Raw genomic sequence first — 23834 nt, forward strand, 5'->3', positions numbered from 1 at the left:
CGCGATGGCAGCTACACACAAGAGTAGACCGTGGTTCCTGAGAATTTTCGGCACGAAGATTCCGACGCCGCTCGACGCGGGGCGGTCGGATCTGGTCGTCGTTGCCGAGGGCTTCGACGACGCCGAGGCGAGTTCGACCGCTCTCGAACGTGCCGGCTCCACCGAGCCGGAGTTTCGGGCGGAGTCCGAAGTGGTTCTGCGGCACCATCTCGACCTTCCGGAGGACTCGGTTGCCGATGCCGAGAACATCGTCGCTCAGGACGGATATGTGCGAGGCGCGAGTCGGCCCGAGGACGTGACTCAGGCGGTCGAGAATTCGTTTCGCGTCATCTTCGAGCGTGTCCAAATCCTCGACGCCCTGCATTGCTCCCAGGAGCGATCACGAATGGCCGGTCTGGCGCAGCGACTCGGTGGTTCCGTCGCCGGGTGGGACGCGCTCCAGCCCCCGATTCTTGCGGAGGCGACGCCCAAACGCGGTCGCCGAAAGACCTGAGCGGCCCTATTCGGTTTCCTTGCTACCTCACTGACTAGGCTGCGAGGGTCATCGGCAGCACAAAATGGCAGCACGAAACGACAGCTCGAAACGACAGCTCGAAATCCAGCCCACATGAACGACAAGGGGACCAAGGCACTATGGCCGGCACCGACGCATCCAACGCCGTGAACGTCGATTCGAGTGCAGTGGTGCGGTCGTGGCCGATGATTCTCGGTCTGCTCACGGACGGCAGTGACCTGTCGGAAGCCGACAGTAGGTGGGCGATGGGCGAGATCATGTCGGACAATGCCACTTCCGCTCAGATCGCCGCTTTCGGCGTCGGGCTGAAGATGAAGGGCGAAACCCCCGCGGAGTTGGAAGGGCTCGCCGGCGCGATGCTCGAACACTCCCGGCGCGTGCCGGTCGATTCCGACGTCGTCGACATCGTCGGCACGGGTGGTGACCGCTCCAACACGGTCAACATCTCGACGATGGCCTCGATCGTGGTTGCCGCGTCCGGTGTGCGAGTTGTCAAGCACGGCAACCGCGCTGCTTCGTCCAAGAGTGGTGGCGCCGATGTACTCGAGGCGCTCGGCGTTCGCATCAACCTCGGCCCGGAGCAGGTTGCGAGGTGCGTCGAAGAGGTCGGCATCGGCTTTTGTTTCGCGCCGGTCTTCCATCCCGCACTGCGCTTTGCGGCGGTGCCTCGCAAGGAAATCGGCATCCCGACGGCATTCAACGTGCTCGGTCCACTGACCAATCCGGCTCGTCCGCGTGCCGGGCTGATCGGGTGCGCATTTCCGAAGCTGATCTCGGTCGTCGCGGGAGTCCTTGCGCAGCGCGGTAATTCGGCGTTGGTGGTGCGCGGAGACGACGGACTCGACGAACTGACCACATCGACGACTTCGACGGTTCACATCGTCGGCGGTGGAAGTGTGCGAACTGTCACGCTGGATCCGCGCGACCTCGGAATCGACCGCGTTCCTCTCGAAGAGTTGCGCGGAGGAGACGCCGAATTCAACGCCACCGTCGCCCGAACGCTGCTTTCCGGACAGAAGGGGCCGGTCCGGGACGCGGTCTTGCTGAACGCGGGAGCGGCCATCGCGGCGTTCAACGGTGTCGGTGACGATCTCGAGGGTGCGATCTCCGCCGGGATGACTGCAGCCGCTGCCGCGATCGACAGCGGCGCCGGCGCTGAACTGCTTCACAAGTGGGCGGCACTCACCGCCGAACTGGCCGACCAAGCCTGATCGACGAGCTACTCGCCCAGCGAGAAACCGGCCTCGACGTCTGCGCTGGAGAATGACTGGAAGGCGATGTGTGTGGCGGTTCGGAGAACGCCGGGCACCTTGTTGATTCCTCCGGTGACCACGTCGGCGATCTGGGCGTGGTCACGTACCTTCACGATGGCGATCAAGTCGACGTCACCTGCGCACGAGTAGACCTCCGTCACTCCGGACAGGTCGGCGACGGCCTGCGCGGTTTCCGGGATCCGAGCGGACTCGGCGTGAATCATGACGATGGCGTTGATCATTTCTCTCCTCGATTTCCCGGTGGGTTGTGATGACCCGGTGGTTTCGATCGAGCTTAGGGGTGCCGCTCCGTCGTTACGTCATCGATGTTCGGATTCGGTACCGGCCCGCGCGAGTCGGCACCAGGCTTCCCACTTGCCGGCGCCGCCCGCAGGTTCGACGTAGCCGGATGTCGCCGACACGATTCGGACACCGTCCGATGCGAGCCACCGTGCGATCAGGCCCAGTTCTTCGGGTGACGCGCCGCGGAACGGTGCGTCGTCCGGTAGGACGGTTTCGGCGGCCGCGGTGATGGCGTCGACGACGGGCATCGGGTGAGTTCCACGTCTGGCGAGCCCGGCGGACGCGAGACGTCCGGAACGGATCACCGACAGCTCCCAGCCGCCGTCCCCGGTGGGACGGGCGAGAATCAGTTGTTCGATCGCCGCGACTGCTGCGAGTCGCTGAGTGCGCCGCACTGCGGTAGAGACTGCGACCGTTCGGTCACGCAGACGAGCAGCATTCTCGAACAACGCGTGTGCGGACAGCTCGTCTATTCGCGCCTGCATTTGTTGGAGAGGAGCGTCGTTGGTTCCCCGGAAGAATCCACGCACAGTCTCAGGGGCGGCCGCGTAGTCCTGCGCAGTGAGTTCCGGTGCCCAGGAGGCGGGACACGCCCCCAGTTCGCGAGCGGGGCAGTCAGGGCCGTGAACGGCGCCGCGCCCGAGACGTTTGGTGCACGTGCGTAGGCGGCTGAACTCTGCGACGGTGTCGGCGACTTCGACTGCGTCGCCGCGAGAGGTGAACGGGCCGATCGAATCGGCCGTAGGCGTGCGAACCACGGACAGTCTGGGAAACGCCTCGTCGGTGAGAGTGATCCACCATCCTCTTTTGGGGAATTTGGAGCGACGGTTGTACGGGGGTGCATGCGCGCTCAGTAGGCGTAGTTCACGCACCCCTGCCTCGAGCGCATGGGCGCACTCGACGTGGTCCACACGGGTGGCGAGCGCGACCATTTCCTTCATCCGGCCGCGGGTCTCCGAACCGGTGAAGTAGTTGCGGACGCGGCGTCGAAGGTCGGTAGCAGCTCCTATATAGAGGGCTTCGTCCGAAGGGCCTCGGAAAAGGTAGACACCCGGGCTTCGCGGCAGGTTTGCGGCGAAGGACCGTTTGGCCCGCTGATGTGAGGAAATGTTGGGCAGGTAGTCGACGAGTTCGCTGTAACTGTGGACGCCTTGGTTCCCGACTCTGTCGATCAACCCGTGTAGGACGTCGACGGTCGCACGCGCGTCGTCGAGCGCGCGGTGCGTCGGTTGGGTGGTCACCTGGAAGAGATGGGCGAGTGCGGAGAGTTTGACCGAAGGCGCCTCGTCGCGGGTGAGCACGCGCCTGGCGAGCTTCACAGTGCACAGCACACGGAACGCCGGCCACGGGCGTGCGCTGCGTGACGCCGCTGCTTTGAGGAAGCCGATGTCGAAGGGCGCGTTGTGTGCCACCAGCACCGCACCCTCGGCGAATTCGAGAAAAGCGGGTAGGACACGTTCGATCGGAGGTGCGCCGATCAGCATGGCGGTGGTGATTCCGGTCAGTTCGACGATGTACGGCGGAATCGATCGGCCGGGATCGACGAGTGTTGCCATTTCACCGAGCACTTCGCCACCGCGGATCTTGACGGCGCCGATCTCGGTGATGGAGTCCTGGTCGGCGCTTCCACCTGTGGTCTCGAGGTCGACGACGACAAACGTCGTTTCGCTCAGCGGTGTGTCCAGCTCGTCGAAGCTCAGTTGCCGCCCGACGTCGAACTTCTCCCCGTCGGAGAACGGGGACGGAGACGGAAATTCTCGGGCCGAGGCGGGACTCACACCGCAGACAGTAGAAGGACCCCCCGACACGAATTCGAGAGTGCATACGCGGAACCCGGCTCACTGCGACTTCCATTGGGAAAGCAACGGATTGACCCCCGACAAAAGTATGAGAGACGAGGATCACACTTGCGGTGGGAACTCGCGAATGCGGACTCCTACCTACTTACGGGTAGGGCGATTCGTGAGGGTGTTGCTACGGCGATCAGTCGCCGAAACCGCCTGATTGATCGAAACGGGTTCTAGTTTCAAGTAATCGGCGTTGAACTGCATGGAAGATCGGATTGTCGGGTTTGGTGACCCTTGCCAGTGGGTAGCAAGCGCAGGTTTGCGGGCCAGGTGAGCCTCGCCGAACAGACCTGTTGTTATCTCTTCGTGACCCGTCCGGCGTATCGCGGGCGCGGCAGCATGATTTCCGGCGAATCGGGCGCGATTGTCACGAAGCGGTCGACATCGTCGCGATCATTTCGTAACCTTCCTGAGACCTAACGAAGTCTTGCCGGACCAAACAGGACCGGCATCGTCAGGAACCGCCTAATCGGGATCTCCGCGAGGAACCCGAACCGGGAACCCAAGTTTCCACTGGGGTGAATCCCGCCTGGGGTGCAGCACGCATGATCGCTGCGGACCACGCGGGTAGGGCTGATCTTCCCAGCCCGAACCCGTCAGCTAACTCGGTCGGCGGATGAATGGAAGAAATGGAGCACCCCTTAAGTGGCGTCACAGAGTTTCAAGCGTTCAGCGCAGTTGGCAGTAGCCGGCGCGCTCGCAGTCGGAGCATTTGCCGCAACCGCTGCACCTGCCTCGGCAGACCCCATCACCATCCCTGGCGTCGGCACCTTCGAGGTTCCGGGCGTTTCTATTCCTCAGTTGCCGGTCATCCCGGGCATCACCGACATCGCACCGGCCGCTCCGGCCGCTCCCATCTCCAGTGTTGGTGAGCAGGCAGTTCGCGCCGCAGAGAGCAAGCTGGGCTCCCCGTACGTGTACGGCGCATCGGGCCCGGACGCATTCGACTGCTCCGGTCTGGTCCAGTGGGCATACAAGCAGGCTGGTCTGAACCTGCCTCGCACGAGCTACGACCAGGCCGCAGCCGGCGTTGCCGTTTCACAGTCCGATCTTCAGGTCGGCGACGTGATCTCCTTCTACGGCGGATCGCACTCGGGCATCTACGCTGGCAACGGCAATGTCATCCACGCGTCGACCGCTGGTCAGCCCGTGAAGCTCGCACCGGTGTCCTCGATGCCGTACGACGGTGCTCGCCGTTACTGATTTCTGAACACGCTCGACGGCTGTCTCCGGTAGACGGTCGGAACGATCCGCCGCTGCAAGGCGGCGGAGCTCGGGGGAGCTCCGGATCTTCGAATGTGGGCCTCGAATCTTTGATTCGAGGCCCACATTCTCGTTTCGCGACAATTCGCCCGGTACTTCACCCCGACACGCCTACCGGCGAGTAGACACAAACGTATGCCGTTCCGTAACCTTATCGAGACATTGCGCGGCCGAGACAGGTACTGTGGATAGTTGACAGCCAGCTAACAGATCGTCGACCGGTCCCGGTCGACGTCGCTTCACCGAGACGGAGAGTTGCATTCCGTGGTTTCATCGAAAAACAACAGTCGAGTACGCGCCGCATTGACAGTGGGAGTGCTGGCGTTCGGACTCGTCGCAGGGCCTTCGATGCAGGCCGGTGCCGACCCCGTCATCACCAACCCCACCGAGGCGCTCGACAAGCTCGGTGAACTCTCCCGGGTATCCGAGCAGACCAACGAAGCGCTGCACAACGCACAGATCGACCTCGACGCGAAGCTGGCGGTCGCGAATGATGCGGACGCGCGTTCGGCAGCCGATCAGGGTCTTCTCGACGCGGCTTCGGCACGTGTCGCCGAGTTCGCTCCGGCGGTAAACCGTATTGCCACAGCGAATTACCAGGGTGCGCGAACCAATCGCCTCTTTGCGTTGATGGTGAGCGACTCGCCGCAGCAGTTGCTCGATCAGATGTCCGCGCTCGACGTGATTTCCAACGACGCGGCAGTGCAGGTCTCACAGTTCAACCAAGCCACTGCCGAAGCGCGTGCCGCCTCGGAAGCGTCGAAGCGTTCGGCCGAAGAAGCGCGGACCGCCGCCGATCAAGCCCGCGCACTCAGTGACGATTTGCAGCGCAAGCAGAGTGAACTGCAGACGCAGATCGCCGACGTGACCAAAGCTTTCCAGAGCCTCACCGACGACGAGCGTAACCAACTGAGCGGTACGCCATTCCCGCCGGACGTCGATCTCAGCAAAATTCTAGCTAACTTGACGCCTGGTTCGGGTGCTGCTGCTCTGCAGGCAGGCCTCACGCGGATCGGTGACCCGTATGTCTGGGGCGCGACCGGCCCGAACGAGTTCGACTGCTCAGGTCTGGTCGTATGGGCCTACAAGCAAATCGGGAAGACTCTGCCGCGTTCGAGCCAAGCGCAGGCGCAGGGCGGTGTACCGGTGTCGAGGGACCAGTTGCAGCCCGGTGACGTCGTGACTTTCTACAGCGACAACTCGCATGTCGGTATCTACGCCGGCGACGGAAACATTCTGCATGCGTCGACGTTCGGCGTACCGGTGAAGGTTCAGTCGATGGCAGGCATGGAGTTCTCCACTGCGCGTCGTTACTGACGGCTTGCTGCGCCCGAGTGGCGTGTGGCCAGCCGCCGTGAAGCGTCGAGTCGAGTTCTCCTACACTCGGCACCGTGCCGACTGAACCGATGACGACGCCCGACGTCGGCGCAGATCGACCACGCCGTTGGGAGTATCCAGCCCTCGTGGCGCTCGGCGTCGCCGTGGTGCTCGTTCTAGGTTTGACGATCTTCCTGACGAACAGGTCCGATTCCGACGAAAATGCGGCCAGTGAGCAGGACGCCGAACGCACCGCGCAGGTACAAGCATTTCTCGATGCATGGGCTGCGGCGCAGATGTCCGACGATCCCTCGGGGCTGGCGAAGTTCGTCGACAGTGCTGCGGCACCCGGTGTGCTCGAAGCGGAAGTTCGACGAGCCACCGCAGCGGGAGCGCTCGATTTCTCCGACTGGGGATACGAGATTCCCAGCGGCGGCCTGACACCGGCGCCGCGAACCGGTGCACCGGACGGAGACGTCGAGGTCTGGAATGCGCAGGTCCTGTTGCGATACGCCCTCGACGGCGTTGACGCATTGCCCACTCGCAAGGCAGTGTCCATGACGCTCGCGAAACGCGGCGATCAGTGGTCGGTTCTTGCGGACGGGTCGATCGTCGGACTGGACGGAGCCCGAACGGCGGGCGAATCCTGGAACGGCCCTTGGGACTTCGGGCCGCTGGCCGTCGCCGAAAATACCGCGGGCAATGCACTCGTGATCGGTCACCCGGGTCAGCAGGCGTTCGTCGACGCTTTGGCGGCCGATGTGGACTCAGCCATCGAGAACACGACGCAGTTGTGGGGGCCGTGGTGGTCCGAGCGCGCGGTGCTCATGGTGGCGGGGTCCGCGGAGGAGTTCACCGCACTGGTCGGCTCCCATCACGACGGCGCTTCGATTGCCGCAGTGTCGGTCGCGGATGCAACGGCGGACGGGTCTTCCGACGTGAGCGGCCAGCGGGTGGTCTTCTCACCTGCCGCGGCTTCGAGGCTGACCGACATCACCAGGCGAACGGTGTTGCGCCACGAGCTCATGCACATAGCCGCCCGATCGAAAACCCGTGACGGGTCGCCGATGTGGGTGTTGGAAGGGTTCGCCGAATACGCGGGAAATCGTGGATCCTCGCGGGCCTGGGGTGAGATCGCGCCGACTCTGGCAGCAGCGGTCCGCTCCGGCGATACTCCGACAGAGTTTCCGGACGACACACAGTTCGGCGGTGTCCCGGTCGTGAGTTCACTGGCGTACGAATCGGCGTGGTCTATCAACGCGTATATCGCTGATCGATTCGGCGAGGCGAAGCTGACCGACCTCTTTCGCGCCCTCGCCTCCGGAAAGATGACGGCCGAAGACCTCGACTCGCGGATCCGAGCGGTCCTCGGCGTCGGAACCGAGGAACTGCGAGTCGGCTGGGTCGACTGGACCAACAGCCATCTGGGCTGAGCAGTTCGCGGCTGGGTCAATTGCAGCGGCGAGCTGAGCTTCGCAAGTCTCCAAGCACTGCGTGCCCTTGTCACGACTCGAAGCACAGCGTGCCCTACGGTGGACGGATGCGCCGGACCCTCTTGGTGACCAACGATTTTCCTCCTCGCCCCGGAGGTATCCAGTCTTATCTCCACACGTTTGCCGGGCACCTGCCTGCTGACAAGTTGGTGGTGTACGCACCGCGGTGGCGGGGCGACTCGCACAAGAAGTTCGATGCGGCACAGCCTTTCGAGGTCGTTCGGCACCCGACGACACTGATGCTGCCGTCGCCCTTTGTCGCTCGTCGGGCCGCGAAGCTGGTCAAGAAGCACGACTGTGAGTCGGTGTGGTTCGGTGCGGCAGCGCCCTTGGCGCTGTTGGCGCCGGTTGTTCGACGCGCCGGAGCGAGCCGAGTGATCGCGAGTACTCACGGCCACGAAGTCGGATGGTCGATGATTCCCGGTGCGCGGCAGTCGTTGCGTGTGATCGGCGATCACACGGATGCGGTGACGTTTGTCAGCAAATACACCCGTGGACGGTTCTCGGCGGCTTTCGGCCCGCAAGCGGCGCTCGAGCACCTTCCGTCCGGAGTGGACACGTCGGTGTTCCACCCGGACTCGGTCGCCCGCGCAGAACTGCGCAAGCGATACGGGCTGGGGGAGCGGCCCACGATCCTGTGCCTGTCGCGGCTCGTGCCACGCAAGGGGCAGGACATGCTCATCAAGGCGCTGCCGACCATTCGCAAGAGCGTCGACGGGGCGGTACTGGTGATAGTCGGCGGTGGACCGTACGAGGACCACCTCCGTCAATTGACACGTAAGACCGGGATGGACGATCACGTCGTCTTCACCGGCACGGTGCCCGCCGCAGAGTTGGCGGCTCACCACACGATTGCCGACGTGTTTGCCATGCCGTGTCGCACGCGAGGCGCGGGATTGGATGTCGAAGGACTGGGAATCGTCTACCTCGAGGCCTCGGCGACCGGCGTTCCGGTCATCGCCGGCCGCAGCGGTGGCGCTCCGGAAACCGTGCAGCAGAACAAGACCGGGCTCGTAGTCGACGGCACCTCTGTTCGGGACGTCGCCGAATCCGTGATCGAGGTGCTGTCCGATCGTGATCGAGCGGCCGCGATGGGAGCAGCCGGCCGGGAGTGGGTTGCCGAAGACTGGAAGTGGGACACGCTCGCTTCGAAGCTGCGTAATCTGCTCGGCTGAGCCACCGGGACTCGAACGCAAACGGCCCGCACCGAATTCGGTGCGGGCCGTTCGTTGCTGCGAGAAGCTGCTTGCCGAAAACCTACTTGGCGTAGATCTTTTCGATGTCGGCGGCAAAGCTCTCGTGCACGACGTTGCGCTTGAGCTTCATCGTGGGCGTGAGTTCGCCTGTGTCCTCGGAGAAGTCGACCGGAAGAATGCGGAACTTCTTGATCGCCTCGGCGTGTGAGACGAGCTTGTTGGCCTCGTCGATGGCGTCCTGGATTTCACCGACCAGTTCGCCGTCCGAAACCAGGTCGGCAGCTGTGGTTCCCGCGGCCTTGTTGTTGCGCTCGTTCCAGGCGGGAAGTGCCTCGGCGTCGATGGTGATGAGAGCGCCGATGAAAGGCTTCTGGTCGCCGACCACGATGGCCTGGCTGATCAGGGGGTGTGCGCGAAGGGAATCTTCGAGCTGAGCGGGGGAGACGTTCTTGCCGCCTGCCGTGACGATGATCTCCTTCTTGCGACCGGTGATCGTGATGTAGCCGTCCTTGTCGACGGTGCCCAGGTCTCCGGTGTGGAACCAGCCGTTCTCGATCGACTCGGCGGTCGCCTTCTCGTTGCGCCAGTAGCCGGTGAAGACCACCGGTCCCGAGAGGAGGATTTCGCCGTCTTCGGCAATGCGAACGGAGTTGCCGGCCAACGGCTTTCCGACAGAGCCGACCTTCTGTGCGCCGATGGTGTTGACGGCGAACGCTGCGGTGGTCTCTGTCAGTCCGTAGCCCTCGTAGATCGTGACGCCGATACCGCGGAAGAAGTGGCCGAGTCGAGCGCCCAGGGGTGCACCACCGGAAATGGCCAGCTGGCACTGTCCACCGAGTGCAGCGCGCAGCTTCGAGTACACGAGCTTGTCGAAGAGGGCGTGCTTGGCCTTGAGAACGATGCCCGCGCCGCCCTTGTCCTGAGCCTCGCTCCACGCGACCGCGGTGTCTGCGGCCGCGTCGAAGATCTTGCCCTTGCCGTCACCGTGCGCCTTGGCGCGTGCGCTGTTGTAGACCTTCTCGAATACGCGCGGCACCGAGAGGATGAAGTCGGGCTTGAACTCGCCGAACGTCGGAACGAGGTTCGGGATGTCGCTCGTGTGTCCAAGCGCTGCACCGGCATCGAACGACGCGATGCTGACTGCGCGAGCGAGAACGTGCGCGAGCGGCAAGAACATCAGGGTGCGAACGCCGGGAGTCTTGAGCAGCGTCCCGAGGTTGGAGTCGAGGATGCCCTTCGACTCCGCAATGAGGTTGGAGTGCGTCAGCTGGCAGCCCTTGGGCCGGCCAGTGGTGCCCGAGGTGTAGATGAGGGTGGCGGGATCGGAGGCCTTCAGTGCAGCGACGCGGGCGTGGACGTCCTCGTCGGAGATGTCGGCGCCCAGTGCGGTCAATTCCTCGACGACACCCTTACCGGCTGCCGCGGCATCGATCTGGTAGACCGTGCGCAGCGCGGGTGCGGCTGCGGCGACGTCCTTCACGGTCGCGGCGTGAGTGTCGTTCTCGACGATGAGGTCGATTGCTTCGGAGTCCTCGAGAATCCAACGAACCTGCTCGGCTGCGGAGGTTTCGTAGATCGGAACCGTCACGCCACCGGCTGCCCAGATGGCGTAGTCGACGAGCGGCCATTCGAAACGCGTCGCCGACATGAGGCCGACGCGGTCGCCTTGCTTGACGCCGATCGCGATGAGGCCCTTGGCGACTGCAGTCACCTGGGCGGCGAAATCGCCTGCAGTGACATCGACCCATGCATTTCCGACTTTGCGCTTGTAGACAACCGCCGCCGGCTTCGTCTTCGCGAAGGCGAAGACCGAGTCGACCGCGGAGGCATCCTCGGGAATGGTGAACGTCTGGGGTGCGCTGAACTCAGGCACGAAATACCTCCGACACTGCGAAATACTGACGAGTAGGGTTTTCGTCTCCTACTGTAGTCGCATGTCCGACGCAGTTGTGGCCAGGCTTACAGTCTGTCCGGTATGTAGTGTTGCGACACCCCTCGACGCTTCGCCGACGCGATATGTGAAGCTACTTCGGTGAGCAGCATTCAGGTCGCAGACCAGACTTTCATCGCCGCCCCGCCCGAGCGGGTCGCCGAACTGTTGTCCTCGCGCGCGCGGTGGCGTCGCTGGTTCAGTGATCTTGCGCTCGAAGTCCGGGAAGATCGCGGTCCCGCAGGATTCCGTTGGGGAGTGTCCGGTCAGCTGGTCGGCACCATGGAGGTGTGGCTCGAACCGGTCATGGACGGGACGATCGCGCACTACTTCCTGCACTGTGAACCGGTCGGCGTATCACCGTCGGATCTGGCGAACCTCGACCTCGCCGGGATGAACCGAAAGCGTCGGGTCGACGGCAAGGTCATGTCCTTCCAGCTCAAGCGCGAACTCGAAGCAGGACGTGCCGCCGGGGTAGCACCGGACTGATAATCGAAGCAGTGCTCGTTGTGCAGGTTCTGGACTTTTGACGAAGGAAGGTAGCGCAGTCGTATGGCCGAGAAGACCAAGGGGTTGATCAGCATCGACGCCCCTGCCGACGCCGTGATGGACGTCATCGCCGATTTCGCGCAGTACCCCGAATGGGTGGCCGCGGCGAAGTCCGTCGAGGTGACGGCGCCGGGGCAGGGCGGCCGCGCGGACCGAGTGCGTTTTGTCCTCGACGCGGGGATGGTGAAGGACACCTACGAACTGCAGTATTCGTGGGCGCCTGACGGGATGGCAGTGAGCTGGGAGCTGATCTCGGGTGAGATCCAGAAGTCCCAATTCGGTTCGTACACACTCGAGCCCGGCCCGAACGGCACCACCTCTGTCACCTACGAGTTGACGGTCGACCTGACGATTCCGATGATCGGTCTCTTCAAGCGCAAGGCCGAGAAGATCATTACCGACACAGCTCTGAAAGAACTGAAGAAGCGAGTCGAGGGCTGAGTGCCGGAGCAACGATCTCGCGTCCAACTGTTCGTCGGTAAAGGCGGAGCAGGCACGACGACGCTTGCCTCGGCGACGGCTGTGTCGGCTGCGTCCGACGGGGCACGAGTGCTTTTGGTGTCGATCGATCAGGCAGGTTCTCTCGCGGATGTCGTGGGCGTGCCGGCGCTGCGAACGACTACACCTCTCGCCGAGCGCCTCGACGTCCGGCAACTCGACACTTCCGAGCTCCTCGAGGAAAAGTTCCGAGGACTGTCGGGATTGATCGATGCTGCAGGAAATTTCGGCGCGGGAGATCACGAACACGGTTCGTCGTTCGAGGGGTTGGAACCGGAAGAGTTGACGGGGTCCCTGGGGATCCAAGACATACTCGGACTCTCCGAGATCGTCGATATCTCGAGCAGCGGTGACTACGACCTCGTGATCGTGGACTGTCCGGCCGCAGCCGAAGCACTGCGGATCCTCGGGTCGCCGTCGATGGTGTCGGAGTATCTCGAGCGATTGTGGCCGCGGCACAGGCGGATGGTCGCCGTGACGGGCTCGGACATGCGAGTGTTGCTACTCGTGTCCGTCATCGAACGCGTGCTCGCGTCGGTGGATCGAATCGCCGTTCACCTCTCGGATCGGGAGAACACCAGCGTGCGCGTTGTGACGTCGGCCGATGGCGTGTCGGCCGCGGCGACTCGCCGGACGCTGTCCGGTCTGGCTCTGGCGGGGTTGCGAGTCGAGGGGATTGTGGTCAACAACCTTGTCCCGCAGTTCAACTCGTCGGCCGGGAAGGGGGTCGACGATTCGCCGGCGGCACAATGGCTCGCTTCGATCAGGGCGTCACAGGCACTCGTCGTCGACGAATTGCGTGGATCGACTGATGGAATGTCCGTCACAACGGTCGAGCGCGCCTGCGCCGAACCGGTAGGGTTGGCGGCTCTGGGCGAGATCGCGGCCACGTTCGAGGGTGGAACGGGCACGGATTCGGACACCGTCGACACAATCGACGCTGTCGACACCGCGGACAACATCGTGGTGTCGTTGGAGTCGGGGGCCGGAGTCGATTCGGTGTACGTGATGCGGATGTACCTTCCGCTCGTGGATCCGTCGTCGTTGTCGTTGGGCCGGGTGGAGGACGATGTGCTGGTGGGAGCAGACGGCGTACGACGCAGAGTTCGTTTGGCGTCGGTGCTGCGTCGTTGTGTCGTGAACGGGGCGGAGTTGGACGGCAGTTACCTGATCATCCGGTTCAGCCCGGATCCCGCGGTGTGGCCAGTATGAGCGAAGAGCACGAGCGCCTTGTCGCGGAATTTCGCGCGCTGGCGGATACCGTTCTGACGCGCCTGGAACCGGTCTTGCAAAAGGCTGCAGCAGCGACGGCCGACGTTGCGGGTGACTCGGCGTCAGCGGACACGCAGCCGGTGTTCACTGGCTGCAGCTGGTGCCCGGTGTGCGCTCTCGCTGCACTGGTTCGCGGTGAGCACCACGAACTACTGGCGTTTCTCGCGGGTCACGCAGCGGCGTTCCTCGCATTGCTTCGCGAGATTCTCGACGAGTTTCTCGGGGGGCCGTCCGGCCCGGATCGCGGACCGGACAGCGGAGCGACGACGCCAGGTGCCGAGCGAACTCGAACGGCGGCATTTGTCCCGATCAACGTGACGGTCAAGGACTGACTTAGTACCCCGGGTAGAGCTGACGGCCCGAGATGAGCACAATCGACACAATGGTCACCGACGCACGAGGCACCGATACAGGGTGCGCACTCCAGCGGGCGCCGCTCGCGCGGGAATTGGCGCGATGAGCGCGCGCCGCTTGAAAGCGGTCTCCGACTCCACCATGGACGACATCTTGACGGTCGGCATCGACGTCGGCGGAACGAGCATCAGGGCCTCCGTCGTGGACGTCGACGGACAAGTGCTCGAGATGATTCAAGCCCCGACCCCGCAGTCCGCACGCGCTCTCGAAGACGGCCTCGATCGCGTCGTACGCGAACTGGTCACCCGGCACGAGGTATCTGCCGTGGGGTTGGCGGTCGCAGGTTTCATCACCTCCGATCGAAGCTCGGTTCGGTTCGCGCCGCACTTGCCCTGGGTGGACGCGCCGGTGGGCAGTGACTTGAGTAAGCGGCTCGGATTGCCGGTCGTTCTCGAGCACGACGCCAATGCAGCGGCGTTCGCGGAGCACCGATTCGGCGCGGCCGCAGGTGGCCGCAATGTCGTGATGGTGGCAATCGGGACCGGAATCGGCGGTGCGCTGCTGATCAACGGTGAGCTGTACCGGGGCAGTCACGGCGTCGCCCCCGAACTCGGCCACATCCAGGTCGTGCCAGGCGGGCGTCAGTGTGCGTGTGGCAAGCGTGGGTGTTGGGAGCGCTATTGCAGCGGAACGGCGCTCGTGGACACGGCAATCGAACTGCTGGCCGCCGACCCGGCTGCGTCGACGGTTCTAGCGCGCGAAGTAGCGGTGGATCCGGGTTCCCTCACCGGTCGCCGGATCGCCAACGCCGCGCAGGACGGTGACCCACTCGCTCTGGCAACCATTGCCGAGTTCACCCGTTGGCTGGCCGTCGGATTGGCGATGGTCGGGGACGTCTACGATCCCGATCTGGTCGTGATCGCAGGCGGCGTCGCGAGTTCTGCCCCACTGTTTCTCGACGACGCCCGTGAGCAGTACGCGACATTGTTGACCGGCGCGAAGCACCGCCCACTGGCACGAATCCGTTCGGCTCAACTCGGCGAAGCTGCGGGCATGGTGGGCGCCGCCGCATTGGCGCGTTCGGTAGTGCCTCAGGATCTCGGTGGGGTCGACGGCGCTGGAACCACGTCTGCCGGACTGTGATCGGGTCGATCCTCCAGGGGCGTGTGTAGCGGGGGTTACCGGTCGGCAGTAAGGTCGTACTCAGCGAAATTCAGCTGTGAATGGGAGGGACGCCGTGTGGTATTGGCTCTTCAAGTATGTGTTGCTGGGGCCGATTCTCTGGCTGCTCGGGCGTCCGACGGTCAAAGGTCACGAGAACATTCCGACTGACGGAGCGGCCATTCTGGCCAGCAATCACCAGGCGGTTCTGGACTCGTTCTACCTTCCGCTTCGCGTCAACCGCCGCATCACTTTCCTTGCCAAGAGCGAGTACTTCACCGGTTCCGGCCTGAAGGGCGCTTTCCAGAAGTGGTTCTTCACCGCGGTCGGACAGGTCCCCATCGACCGAACCGGCGCGGATGCGGCGCAGGATGCGCTCAACGCCGGTCTCAAGGTTCTCGGTTCGGGCAGTCTGCTGGGTATCTACCCCGAAGGAACGCGTTCGCCTGACGGTCGCCTCTACAAGGGCAAGACCGGAATGGCGCGCCTCGCGCTCGAATCGGGCGTCAAGGTGATCCCGGTTGCGATGGTCGGCACCGACAAGATGAATCCGATCGGCTCACGGATGTGGCGCCCAGCCAAGGTCACCGTGATCGTCGGCGAACCCATCGATTTCTCCCGCTTCGAAGGCATGGGCGGAAACCGCTTCGTCGAGCGGGCTGTGACCGACGAAGTGATGTACAAGCTGATGAAACTCTCCGGCCAGGAGTACGTGGACATCTACGCGGCGAGCCTCAAGAACCAGGCGCCCACGAAACCCGAAGCTGCCGTCGATGTTCCGGCGGAAGGCGGCGAGGCGGTTGTCGATCTCGTGGCCTCGGCCGAGTCGAAGGAGTCCGCGAAGACCGACAAGGATTCGCTCCCGGACGCACAGGCCAGCTAGAGATTTCCCACACCTGCCGCACGCGCATTGGCTCCAGAGCCTGCGCGTGCGGCATAGTTTTCGGACGTGCGCTACTTCTACGACTGTGAATTCATCGAAGACGGTCGAACCATCGATCTCGTGTCCATCGGCGTTGTCTGCGAGGACGGCCGAGAGTATTACGCGGTCTCGACGGAGTTCGATGCCGCCCGTGCCGGTAGTTGGGTGCGCAAGAACGTGCTGCCGAAGTTGCCGCAGCCTTCGTCGCCGCTGTGGAAATCACGCGAGAAGATCCGCGACGATCTTCTGAAATTCTTCGTTCCGCGGCCGATGGTCGTTCCGGAGCTCTGGGCGTGGGTAGCCGCATACGACCACGTCGCGCTGTGCCAGTTGTGGGGCGATATGACCGAACTACCGCAGTCGATGCCGCGGTACACCCGCGAACTCCGACAGTTCTGGGAAGACAACGGCAGTCCTGCCCTCCCGTCAGCGCCCGCCGACGCACATGACGCACTTGCCGACGCCAGGCACAACCTCGTGAAGTTCGACGCGATTTCGGCAGCACGTTCACTTCGCTGACTCAGGTTTCGGTGCGCGAGAAGTGTCCCGATTGGGCTGCGATCGAGAGCCTGTGTGACGCGCCGACGGGCGAGCGAATATCCTGTAGAGGTGAACTGGACTGTCGACGTGCCGATCGACCGCTTGCCCGAACTCCCGCCGCTGCCTGCCGGACTGCGTAAGCAGCTCGACGAGGCGCTCGCGAAGCCCGCTGCTCAGCAGCCCTCGTGGCCCGCTGACCAGGCGGCCGCCATGCGGACTGTGCTCGAGAGCGTGCCTCCCATCACGGTGGCCAGCGAGGTCGAGGCGCTGCAAGAGCGTCTCGCGCAGGTCGCGCGTGGTGAAGCATTCCTGCTCCAAGGCGGTGACTGCGCCGAGACATTTGCGGACAACACCGAGCCGCACATCAAGGGAAACATTCGCACGTTGCTGCAGATGGCCGTCGTGCTCACCTACGGTTCCTCGATGCCTGTCGTCAAGGTTGCTCGCATCGCCGGCCAGTACGCCAAGCCGCGTTCTGCCGACATCGACTCGCTGGGGCTCAAGTCGTACCGCGGCGACATGATCAATTCGCTCGTCGCCGACGAGGCAGTCCGTGCGCACGATCCTTCGCGTCTGGTGCGCGCATACGCCAACGCCAGCGCCGCGATGAACCTGGTTCGCGCGCTCACCGGCGCCGGTATGGCCGATTTGCACAAGGTGCACGACTGGAACCGCGAGTTCGTTGCAGCTTCGCCCGCGGGCGCACGCTACGAGCAACTCGCCGCCGAGATCGACCGCGGCCTCCAGTTCATGAACGCGTGTGGCGTCACCGATCCGAGCCTGCACCAGGCACAGATCTTTGCCAGCCACGAGGCCCTGGTTCTGGACTACGAGCGCGCGATGCTGCGTCTCGACAACGACAGCGACCACCCCAAGCTCTACGACCTGTCGGCCCACTTCCTCTGGATCGGTGACCGCACCCGTCAGCTCGACGGCGCGCACATCGCCTTCGCCGAGTTGGTCTCCAACCCGATCGGCCTCAAGATCGGTCCGAGCACCACGCCGGAAATGGCGGTGGAATACGTCGAGCGTCTCGACCCCACCAACAAGCCGGGTCGACTGACTCTGATCTCGCGCATGGGCAACGGCAAGGTCCGCGACCTGCTGCCGGCGATCATCGAGAAGGTCCAGGCCACCGGCCACCAGGTCATCTGGCAGTGCGATCCGATGCACGGCAACACCCACGAAGCCTCCACCGGGTACAAGACGCGCCACTTCGATCGCATCGTCGACGAGGTTCAGGGCTTCTTCGAGGTCCACAACGGCCTCGGCACGCATCCGGGTGGAATCCATGTCGAGCTGACCGGTGAGAACGTCACCGAGTGCCTCGGCGGCGCGCAGGACATCTCCGATCTCGATCTCGGTGGTCGCTACGAGACGGCGTGCGACCCCCGATTGAACACCCAACAGTCGTTGGAGCTCGCGTTCCTCGTGGCCGAGATGCTGCGAGGCTGAAACCCTGCTTCGCCGACGCTGATTCGCACCGGCACTGATTTTCGGCAAACGCCCTCACCCGCTCGCGCAGGTGGGGGCGTTCGCTATTTCGTGAATCGTGTGACGAATCGGCGCTGCCAGGGCATTTCGACGGCGCGAGGTGAGTAGCGTGCGCGAACGTACGCGGTGGCGTCCTTACTCGGCACTCCGTCCATAATGGCAAGAGCGGCCAAAGCTGTTCCGGTGCGGCCGAATCCGCCACCGCACGCGATCTCGACTCTTTCGGTTTCCGAACGCACCCACACTTCGTGCAAGGCGCTGCGCAGCGCGTCGGGATCGCTCGGCAACCAGAAATCTCGCCAGCGGACCCACACCGAATCCCACTCGGTGGCGGGAGGTTCTTTACCAGTCAGGTAGACACCGAAGGTGGGGAGAGGTCCGGAAGGAAGTGGATTGCGGAGTCCTCGACCCCGAATCGATCTCCCCGACGGCAAGTCGAGTATCCCTATGCTCTCGGGTTCCCACGTGGCCATGAATTCAGACTAGGCCGAAGCGGACTGTCAGGGAATTGCGACGACGCTGATGTCGGTGCCCTTGGCAACGAGGTCGTTCTTGACGCTCTGGCTGATGATGACCGAGCTGTCGTTCTGGGTGAGCTGACGCACGGTGATCTCGAGGCCGAGGCGGCCGAGTTCTTCGCGTGCTGAGGAGACGGAGCGGCCGATCAGCGAGGGAACCTTGACGGAGTCGGAGATGAGGAGAACAACGGAGGTGCCGGCGTTGACGGAGGACCCGACTGCGGGATCTGTGCCGATCACGCTACCGCCCTCGACGGCGTCGTCGAACGTTGTTCTGGTGGTGCTGACGGAGATACCTACCTTGTCGAGGGCGGCGCGCGCAGCGTTCTCGGACATGCCCTTCACATCGGGAATGTCAACGGGCGGTGACCCTTTGGACGTGATGACCTTGACCGAGGAGCCCACGGCAACCTCGGTTCCCGGCGCCGGGTCGAGCGCCGCCACGCCGCCGATCGGGATCTTGGAGCTGAATGTGTCCCCGCCGTCGACCGCGACGAGAGTACGGTCGGCGAGTTGTGCGCCCAGGGCCGAGACGTCGCCGCCGGCCGGAATGGGCGGAACAGTCGGACGCCCGAGCGAAGTCAGCAGCGCGACGGTCGAGCCTTTGGTAACCCTGGAGCCGGAGGCCGGGTCTGTCCCGATCACCGTGTCGATGGGTTGGGCGTCGGAGTACTGACCCTGGACGTCGGGGGAGAGCCCGGCGTCCTGCAGAGCGGTGACCGCAGTGTCCTTGGTCAGCCCGTCGATCGAGGGAACAGCTGTATAGCGGCCCGAGCCCATCCACCATCCGCCGAAGCCCAACGCAAGCGCGAGGACCGCGATGACGAGCAGCCAGATCAGGGTGGCTCGTCGAGACTTGCGTCGTGCTTCGACAAAATGAGCGTGCGGATCGTCAGGTCCCAGTTGGTCGTCGCCGAAATCGGAACCGTCGTCGAAATCCGAGTCGCCGTCGACCGTCGCCGGACGAGCAGTTTGTGCGGTGACCGCGCGAGTGTGCTGAATGCCACCGGGGGGAGGAGAGCCCGTGCCGAGCGCCGTGGTGGCTGCCGCAGCCGGGGCCACGCCGGACGCCAATACCGTCGTGGCACCAGGGTTCGGGCGCGCAGCAGAGTTCGGGTGTACATCCGTCGGGGGCGCAGGCGCCGGTTGTGGCCGAGCCGGGGCAACCTGCGCGCTCTGGTGCTGGGCGCTTCGACGCGGAGCCGGAACGCGGTATGACGGAAGTTCCAGTTGTTCGCTCACACTGCGAAGTGCAGCTGCCATCTCACCAGCGTCGGCGAAACGATGTGCCGGCTCGCGGTGAGTGGCTTCGGCAACCAGGCGATCGAACTGCGCCGGTACACCGGGGATGCGTGAACCGGGGCGCGGGACATCGTCGTGGATGCGTTGGTAGGCGATGGAGAGTGACGTATCACCGGTGAACGGTGTTGTACCGGTGAGAAGTTCGAACATCAACACGCCGGTCGAATAGACGTCGCTTCGAGTGTCGGCAATTCCTGACGTCACCTGTTCCGGCGACAGATAGGCTGCGGTGCCGAGGATCACGCTGTTGGAGGTGGTGGTTGCTGCCGCGGCTGCACGCACCAATCCGAAGTCGGCGATCTTCACTTCGCCGGTGTCCGAGATCAAGATGTTCTCGGGTTTGACGTCACGGTGAACCAGTCCCGCTCGATGCGCCACCGCCAACGCGTCCAGGACAGGTGCCACGACTGCAGCGACGGCGTGAGGCGGCATCGGTCCGCGCTCACGAAGGAGTTCGCGCAAAGTTCCACCGTCGACGAGTTCCATCACGAGGAACACGTGATTGCGATCGCTGCCCTGGTCGTAGACGGCCACAAGGGACGGATGCTTGAGTCTGGCCACGGCCCGGGCCTCGAACTCGAAACGAGTCAGGAACGCTGGATCGCCGGCAAATTGCGGGTCCATCACCTTGATAGCGACAGGTCGATCCAACCGTGTATCGAGGCCTCGATACACGGTCGACATACCGCCGCGCGCGATCGGTGCGTCCACTCGATAGCGGCGCTCGAGCATTTCGCCGATCAACCCTCGACCTCCGTAATGACTATTCCTCCGTGCTTGCGATCTGTGTGGTTGTGCTCTGTGTGGTTGTGCTCTGGGCGGTAGCTGTCAGCATGTAAGTGTGGCCCCCGCCGTACGGGCGCCGATTCGCGGTCACCACGAAATCCCAGTTCACGAAATCCCAGTTCACGAAATCCCGGTTCGCGAAATCTCGGTTACTGATACGCCGCATCCCGTCCATCGTAGCCAGCGATACCGACGCGGAAGTCTCGAGAACGTCACAGAGCGCTGTGACCCAAGCGGAGCGGCGGTTTCGAGCACTGCACCGGGCGGTACACAGCGGGCTCGCCGGACCGGATAAACTTCTCGCGGTGAGCGCGATTCCTTATTGTGATGATGTCCTGGATTCTTCGGTTTCCCTGTTCCAGCTGGTGGATGTGGCGAAGAACGTCGGGTTGCCGGTGAGCAAGGTTCACCAGTTGCTTCGCGATCACAAGATCATCGCAGTCAAGCGGCATGGCGTTCTCGGTGTCCCCGAAGTGTTCTTCGGCGAGGACGGCCAGATCGTCAAGTGGTTGCCCGGTCTGCTGGCGGTGCTGCACGACGGCGGCTACACCGATGTCGAAATCCTCCGCTGGTTGTTCCTGGCTGACGATTCCCTGCCGGGGCGCCCGGTGGACGCACTGCATGGTGATCTCGCGCGTGAGGTCATCCGCCGCGCACAGGCCATGGCTTTCTGAGATGCCGGCCTTCTGACAACTCACCTCATGCGGTTTTTCGCCGCGTAGGTTGCCGACCGGACCAGACCCGGCGCAGCGACTCGAAGTCGCGTGCGTCCGGGAACGGACACTCGTCGATGCAGTATCCGGAAGTCGGCGCGCTCGACCTGGTCGAGAATTGCTCCGTACAACACGAAAGCCGTGCGGATCGACGGCTGGACCCGCCGATCGAGCATCGGGATGCCGGATTCGGCAGACCGATACCGCCCCCGCGTCACGGCAATGAAGTGTGCCAGCGCGCGCTTGACCCGAACGTCCACCGTTCCGGTTCTGCGCCCGTGCTCGAGCATCTCGATGTCGACCCCGAATGCGGCGAACTCGCCCGCCGGGAGATACAGACGTCCCCGGTCGAGGTCTTCACCGACGTCGCGGATGAAGTTGGTCAGCTGAAACGCCTCACCGAGATTCGACGCGGGCACTACAGCTTCCTGCTGCGGAACGCTCACTCCGAGAATCGGGAGCATCTGCAAACCGATGACGACGGCGGAGCCGTACATGTACTCGGCAAGCTCGTCCATCGTGTTGTAGACGGGTCGAAACTTCGCCGTGTCGGGGGCGTCCATCCGCATGGACTCGAAGAAGGCGTCGAAGTATGCACGCGGAATGTCGAACGTCTTCACAGCATCGGCGAAGGCAGGGAGTACGCGTGTCAGGTCGAGGGGAACCGTCGACGGGAAGCCACCTGTCGCAGTGGGGTTGTCGAGTGCGGTGACGGCTGCACGTTCGACGTCGGCGAGCACCGTGCCTCGTTCATGCGGACCCGAGGGTTCGTCCACGACGTCGTCGACGACGCGAGCAAATGCGTAGAGAGCGTGAACTGCGCGGCGTCGAGGCTCGGGCAGCAACCGAGCGGCCAGAAAGTACGTTCGGCCGTGTTCCCTCGTCACGTCCTCGCAGAATTCATAGGACGCAGACAATGCGTTCATGACACGCGGATCACGCAGATTCTGACGTCGAGGGCGCCGAGGCGGCTGACGTCATGTCGATCGGTTTCTCGTGTTTGCGTCCACGAAGTCTGAGTGGATCTTCCGTCTGCAAGGACATCGCCGCGATCACGGCAGCGACGATGGCCAGAGCCACATGCGGGAAGGTGTAGAGGCCGAGCGATCCGTCCGGCTGGAACACCAGCATCAGCCAGGTGGACAGCCCGGTCAGTACGGCGAGAGTCGTCGGCGACATTGCGAAACCGGCCGCCACTGCCAGCGGCCAGGAGTAGTACCAGGGGAGTGCTGCGGGGGACAGAACGACGATGGCGACCATCACGATCACGATGCCCATGACGGCGTCGCGCTCGGTCTTGCGGTAACGCCACCACACGACGGCGATGATCGCGATCAACACAACCGCCGAGATGGTCCGGGAGACTTCGAGGATTTCGTTGAAATGGTCACCGGCGAACCACGAGGTAGCCAAGGTACTGATTTCCGCTACGAGCGTGGGCAGCGAGAGCCAGTTGATGATCTTTGCCGAACCCGAGAGTGCCGTCGTCCAGCCGAGGCCGACTCCGGCGATCAGTGAGGTGGATCCGAGTACCGCCACGAACACCGCGAAACCCGCACCGGCCGTTTTGACGAACGATCGGATCGGTGACGCCGGTTCTCGCCCGGCCGCCGCCGCGTCCTCCCGCTCGTGGATCATCCAGATCCAGACTATGAAGGGAAGTGCGACGCCCGCGGTTGCCTTGATCGCAACGGCGAACGCGATCAGCCCGATTCCGAACAGGTGCTTGCGTTCGAGAGCGAGCGCAATGCCCGCGGCCATGAGGCCGACCATGAGCATCTCGTTGTGAACGCCGCCGATCAGGTGGATCAGGACGAGGGGATTGAGTACTGCGAGCCACAGGGCGATCGAGGTATTTCCGCCGAGCTTCGTCGCGAGATGGGGAACGGCCCACATCATCAGGGCGAGTCCGGGCAGCATCGTGATCCGCAACAGCATCGTGCCGGCGATGACGTTCTCACCGGTCAGCCGAACGATGGCGTCGGCGAGGAGAAGGTGAACCGGGCCGTACGGGGTAGTTGTCGTCGTCCACACGTTGGAGACGTTGTCGAGCAGGATTCCCGGATTGACGACGGGGCCGACGGCATACGGGTCGAAGCCGTTGCGTAACAAGGCGCCCTGTGCCAGGTAGGAGTAGGCGTCACGGCTGAACATGGGCACCGCGAACAGCAGCGGAAACGTCCAGACCGGGACGACGTAGCGCAGGCCGCGCAACGAGACGTCACCGCGCAGAGTCGAGCGGCCCAGTCGAACCCAGGCAGCGATCATGCACAGGACACCGATCCAGACGATGGCCGCCGACAGAATCGATCCGTGTCCGAAACGGAGCCAGGACAGATGCATCGACTCGAGCAGCGGATCTTGGCGCCGGACGCTACCGGCACCGAATCCGCCGAACGTGATCATGACTGCGCCGAAGAAACCGAGCAGTGCACTGTGACCTTCGGGAGTCCGAAGGAAATTGGCGGCCCTTAGGTGCCACGGTCTTTCAGTGGCTGCGGCAGAGGACGTCATCGGTGCAGGTTCCTCCCCCGAGGAGATCGGTGTCGATCGGCGCATGCAGCGCCCGAGTCGGTGAATCGTGGATGAATGGTCGGTTACGAGGGGCT

At 63.7% G+C, this 23834-nt stretch carries 22 protein-coding genes and 1 riboswitch; of the genes, 15 read left to right on the top strand and 7 right to left on the bottom strand.

Going from position 1 to position 23834, the window contains the following annotated elements; genetic code table 11:
• The first annotated feature begins 4 nt into the window (after positions 1–4).
• Together AC2ETI_RS14435 and trpD are read left to right on the top strand one after the other, a co-directional pair.
• Positions 5–493, top strand: a complete 489-nt coding sequence (locus tag AC2ETI_RS14435; protein WP_133727505.1) for a hypothetical protein — start codon at positions 5–7, stop codon at positions 491–493.
• Positions 494–633: 140 nt separating this feature from the next.
• Positions 634–1725, top strand: coding sequence for an anthranilate phosphoribosyltransferase (trpD, locus tag AC2ETI_RS14440; protein ID WP_020908099.1), 1092 nt, complete (start codon positions 634–636; stop codon positions 1723–1725).
• 8 nt (positions 1726–1733) lie between these two features.
• On the opposite strand, the gene AC2ETI_RS14445 is transcribed toward trpD, so the two are convergent.
• Together AC2ETI_RS14445 and AC2ETI_RS14450 are read right to left on the bottom strand one after the other, a co-directional pair.
• Positions 1734–2009: an Lrp/AsnC family transcriptional regulator gene (locus tag AC2ETI_RS14445; protein WP_003941677.1), complete on the bottom strand. Its 276-nt coding sequence runs from the start codon at positions 2007–2009 to the stop codon at positions 1734–1736.
• A 78-nt stretch (positions 2010–2087) separates the two neighbouring features.
• On the bottom strand, positions 2088–3848 hold the full coding sequence (locus tag AC2ETI_RS14450) for a DEDD exonuclease domain-containing protein (protein ID WP_483634055.1): 1761 nt from the start codon (positions 3846–3848) through the stop codon (positions 2088–2090).
• Between the two features lie 521 nt (positions 3849–4369).
• Positions 4370–4548, top strand: a riboswitch (cyclic di-AMP (ydaO/yuaA leader).
• Between the two features lie 14 nt (positions 4549–4562).
• On the opposite strand from AC2ETI_RS14450, the gene AC2ETI_RS14455 reads away from it, so the two are divergent.
• From AC2ETI_RS14455 to AC2ETI_RS14470, 4 genes are all read left to right on the top strand, one after another.
• A complete protein-coding gene (locus AC2ETI_RS14455; protein ID WP_019748904.1) occupies positions 4563–5120 on the top strand; it encodes a C40 family peptidase in 558 nt (185 codons plus the stop codon).
• A gap of 324 nt (positions 5121–5444) precedes the next feature.
• Positions 5445–6497, top strand: coding sequence for a C40 family peptidase (locus AC2ETI_RS14460; protein ID WP_020969878.1), 1053 nt, complete (start codon positions 5445–5447; stop codon positions 6495–6497).
• Positions 6498–6571: 74 nt separating this feature from the next.
• Positions 6572–7930 carry a hypothetical protein gene (locus tag AC2ETI_RS14465; protein WP_021334104.1) on the top strand — a complete coding sequence of 453 codons (1359 nt, stop codon included), beginning with the start codon at positions 6572–6574 and terminating at the stop codon, positions 7928–7930.
• A gap of 107 nt (positions 7931–8037) precedes the next feature.
• Positions 8038–9165 carry a glycosyltransferase family 4 protein gene (locus AC2ETI_RS14470; RefSeq protein ID WP_020908095.1) on the top strand — a complete coding sequence of 376 codons (1128 nt, stop codon included), beginning with the start codon at positions 8038–8040 and terminating at the stop codon, positions 9163–9165.
• A gap of 82 nt (positions 9166–9247) precedes the next feature.
• On the opposite strand, the gene AC2ETI_RS14475 is transcribed toward AC2ETI_RS14470, so the two are convergent.
• Entirely contained in the window at positions 9248–11059 is a 1812-nt protein-coding gene (locus tag AC2ETI_RS14475; protein ID WP_019748900.1) for an AMP-dependent synthetase/ligase, read from the bottom strand.
• Positions 11060–11218: 159 nt separating this feature from the next.
• Here AC2ETI_RS14475 and AC2ETI_RS14480 point away from each other — a divergent pair, with 159 nt between their 5' ends.
• From AC2ETI_RS14480 to AC2ETI_RS14515, 8 genes are all read left to right on the top strand, one after another.
• Positions 11219–11605 carry an SRPBCC family protein gene (locus AC2ETI_RS14480; RefSeq protein WP_019748899.1) on the top strand — a complete coding sequence of 129 codons (387 nt, stop codon included), beginning with the start codon at positions 11219–11221 and terminating at the stop codon, positions 11603–11605.
• A gap of 63 nt (positions 11606–11668) precedes the next feature.
• The gene (locus AC2ETI_RS14485; RefSeq protein WP_019748898.1) at positions 11669–12106 is read left to right on the top strand and encodes an SRPBCC family protein; all 438 of its coding nucleotides are present in this window, start codon (positions 11669–11671) and stop codon (positions 12104–12106) included.
• Positions 12107–13375: an ArsA family ATPase gene (locus AC2ETI_RS14490; RefSeq protein WP_483634056.1), complete on the top strand. Its 1269-nt coding sequence runs from the start codon at positions 12107–12109 to the stop codon at positions 13373–13375.
• Positions 13372–13767, top strand: a complete 396-nt coding sequence (locus AC2ETI_RS14495) for a hypothetical protein (protein WP_019748896.1) — start codon at positions 13372–13374, stop codon at positions 13765–13767. The genes AC2ETI_RS14490 and AC2ETI_RS14495 overlap by 4 nt, the downstream gene beginning before the upstream one ends.
• A gap of 124 nt (positions 13768–13891) precedes the next feature.
• Positions 13892–14932 carry an ROK family protein gene (locus AC2ETI_RS14500; protein ID WP_020969875.1) on the top strand — a complete coding sequence of 347 codons (1041 nt, stop codon included), beginning with the start codon at positions 13892–13894 and terminating at the stop codon, positions 14930–14932.
• Positions 14933–15026: 94 nt separating this feature from the next.
• Positions 15027–15833 carry a lysophospholipid acyltransferase family protein gene (locus tag AC2ETI_RS14505; RefSeq protein ID WP_042952139.1) on the top strand — a complete coding sequence of 269 codons (807 nt, stop codon included), beginning with the start codon at positions 15027–15029 and terminating at the stop codon, positions 15831–15833.
• Positions 15834–15899: 66 nt separating this feature from the next.
• On the top strand, positions 15900–16391 hold the full coding sequence (locus tag AC2ETI_RS14510) for a polyadenylate-specific 3'-exoribonuclease AS (protein WP_029255562.1): 492 nt from the start codon (positions 15900–15902) through the stop codon (positions 16389–16391).
• A gap of 90 nt (positions 16392–16481) precedes the next feature.
• Positions 16482–17867 (top strand): class II 3-deoxy-7-phosphoheptulonate synthase, encoded by a 1386-nt coding sequence (locus AC2ETI_RS14515; protein ID WP_007730070.1) that lies wholly within the window; start codon positions 16482–16484, stop codon positions 17865–17867.
• Between the two features lie 83 nt (positions 17868–17950).
• Here AC2ETI_RS14515 and AC2ETI_RS14520 read toward each other — a convergent pair whose 3' ends face one another.
• Together AC2ETI_RS14520 and pknB are read right to left on the bottom strand one after the other, a co-directional pair.
• Entirely contained in the window at positions 17951–18379 is a 429-nt protein-coding gene (locus AC2ETI_RS14520; protein ID WP_070386501.1) for a protein-tyrosine phosphatase family protein, read from the bottom strand.
• A 27-nt stretch (positions 18380–18406) separates the two neighbouring features.
• Positions 18407–20470 (bottom strand): Stk1 family PASTA domain-containing Ser/Thr kinase, encoded by a 2064-nt coding sequence (pknB, locus tag AC2ETI_RS14525; RefSeq protein WP_019748891.1) that lies wholly within the window; start codon positions 20468–20470, stop codon positions 18407–18409.
• A 347-nt stretch (positions 20471–20817) separates the two neighbouring features.
• On the opposite strand from pknB, the gene AC2ETI_RS14530 reads away from it, so the two are divergent.
• Positions 20818–21186, top strand: coding sequence for an Rv2175c family DNA-binding protein (locus AC2ETI_RS14530; protein WP_003941747.1), 369 nt, complete (start codon positions 20818–20820; stop codon positions 21184–21186).
• A 20-nt stretch (positions 21187–21206) separates the two neighbouring features.
• On the opposite strand, the gene AC2ETI_RS14535 is transcribed toward AC2ETI_RS14530, so the two are convergent.
• Positions 21207–22151, bottom strand: a complete 945-nt coding sequence (locus AC2ETI_RS14535; protein WP_195791319.1) for a phytoene/squalene synthase family protein — start codon at positions 22149–22151, stop codon at positions 21207–21209.
• A 10-nt stretch (positions 22152–22161) separates the two neighbouring features.
• Positions 22162–23739, bottom strand: coding sequence for an alpha-(1->6)-mannopyranosyltransferase A (locus tag AC2ETI_RS14540; RefSeq protein WP_483634057.1), 1578 nt, complete (start codon positions 23737–23739; stop codon positions 22162–22164).
• Positions 23740–23834: the final 95 nt, after the last annotated feature.

This window comes from Rhodococcus sp. MurmanLake-1 (genome assembly GCF_056945715.1).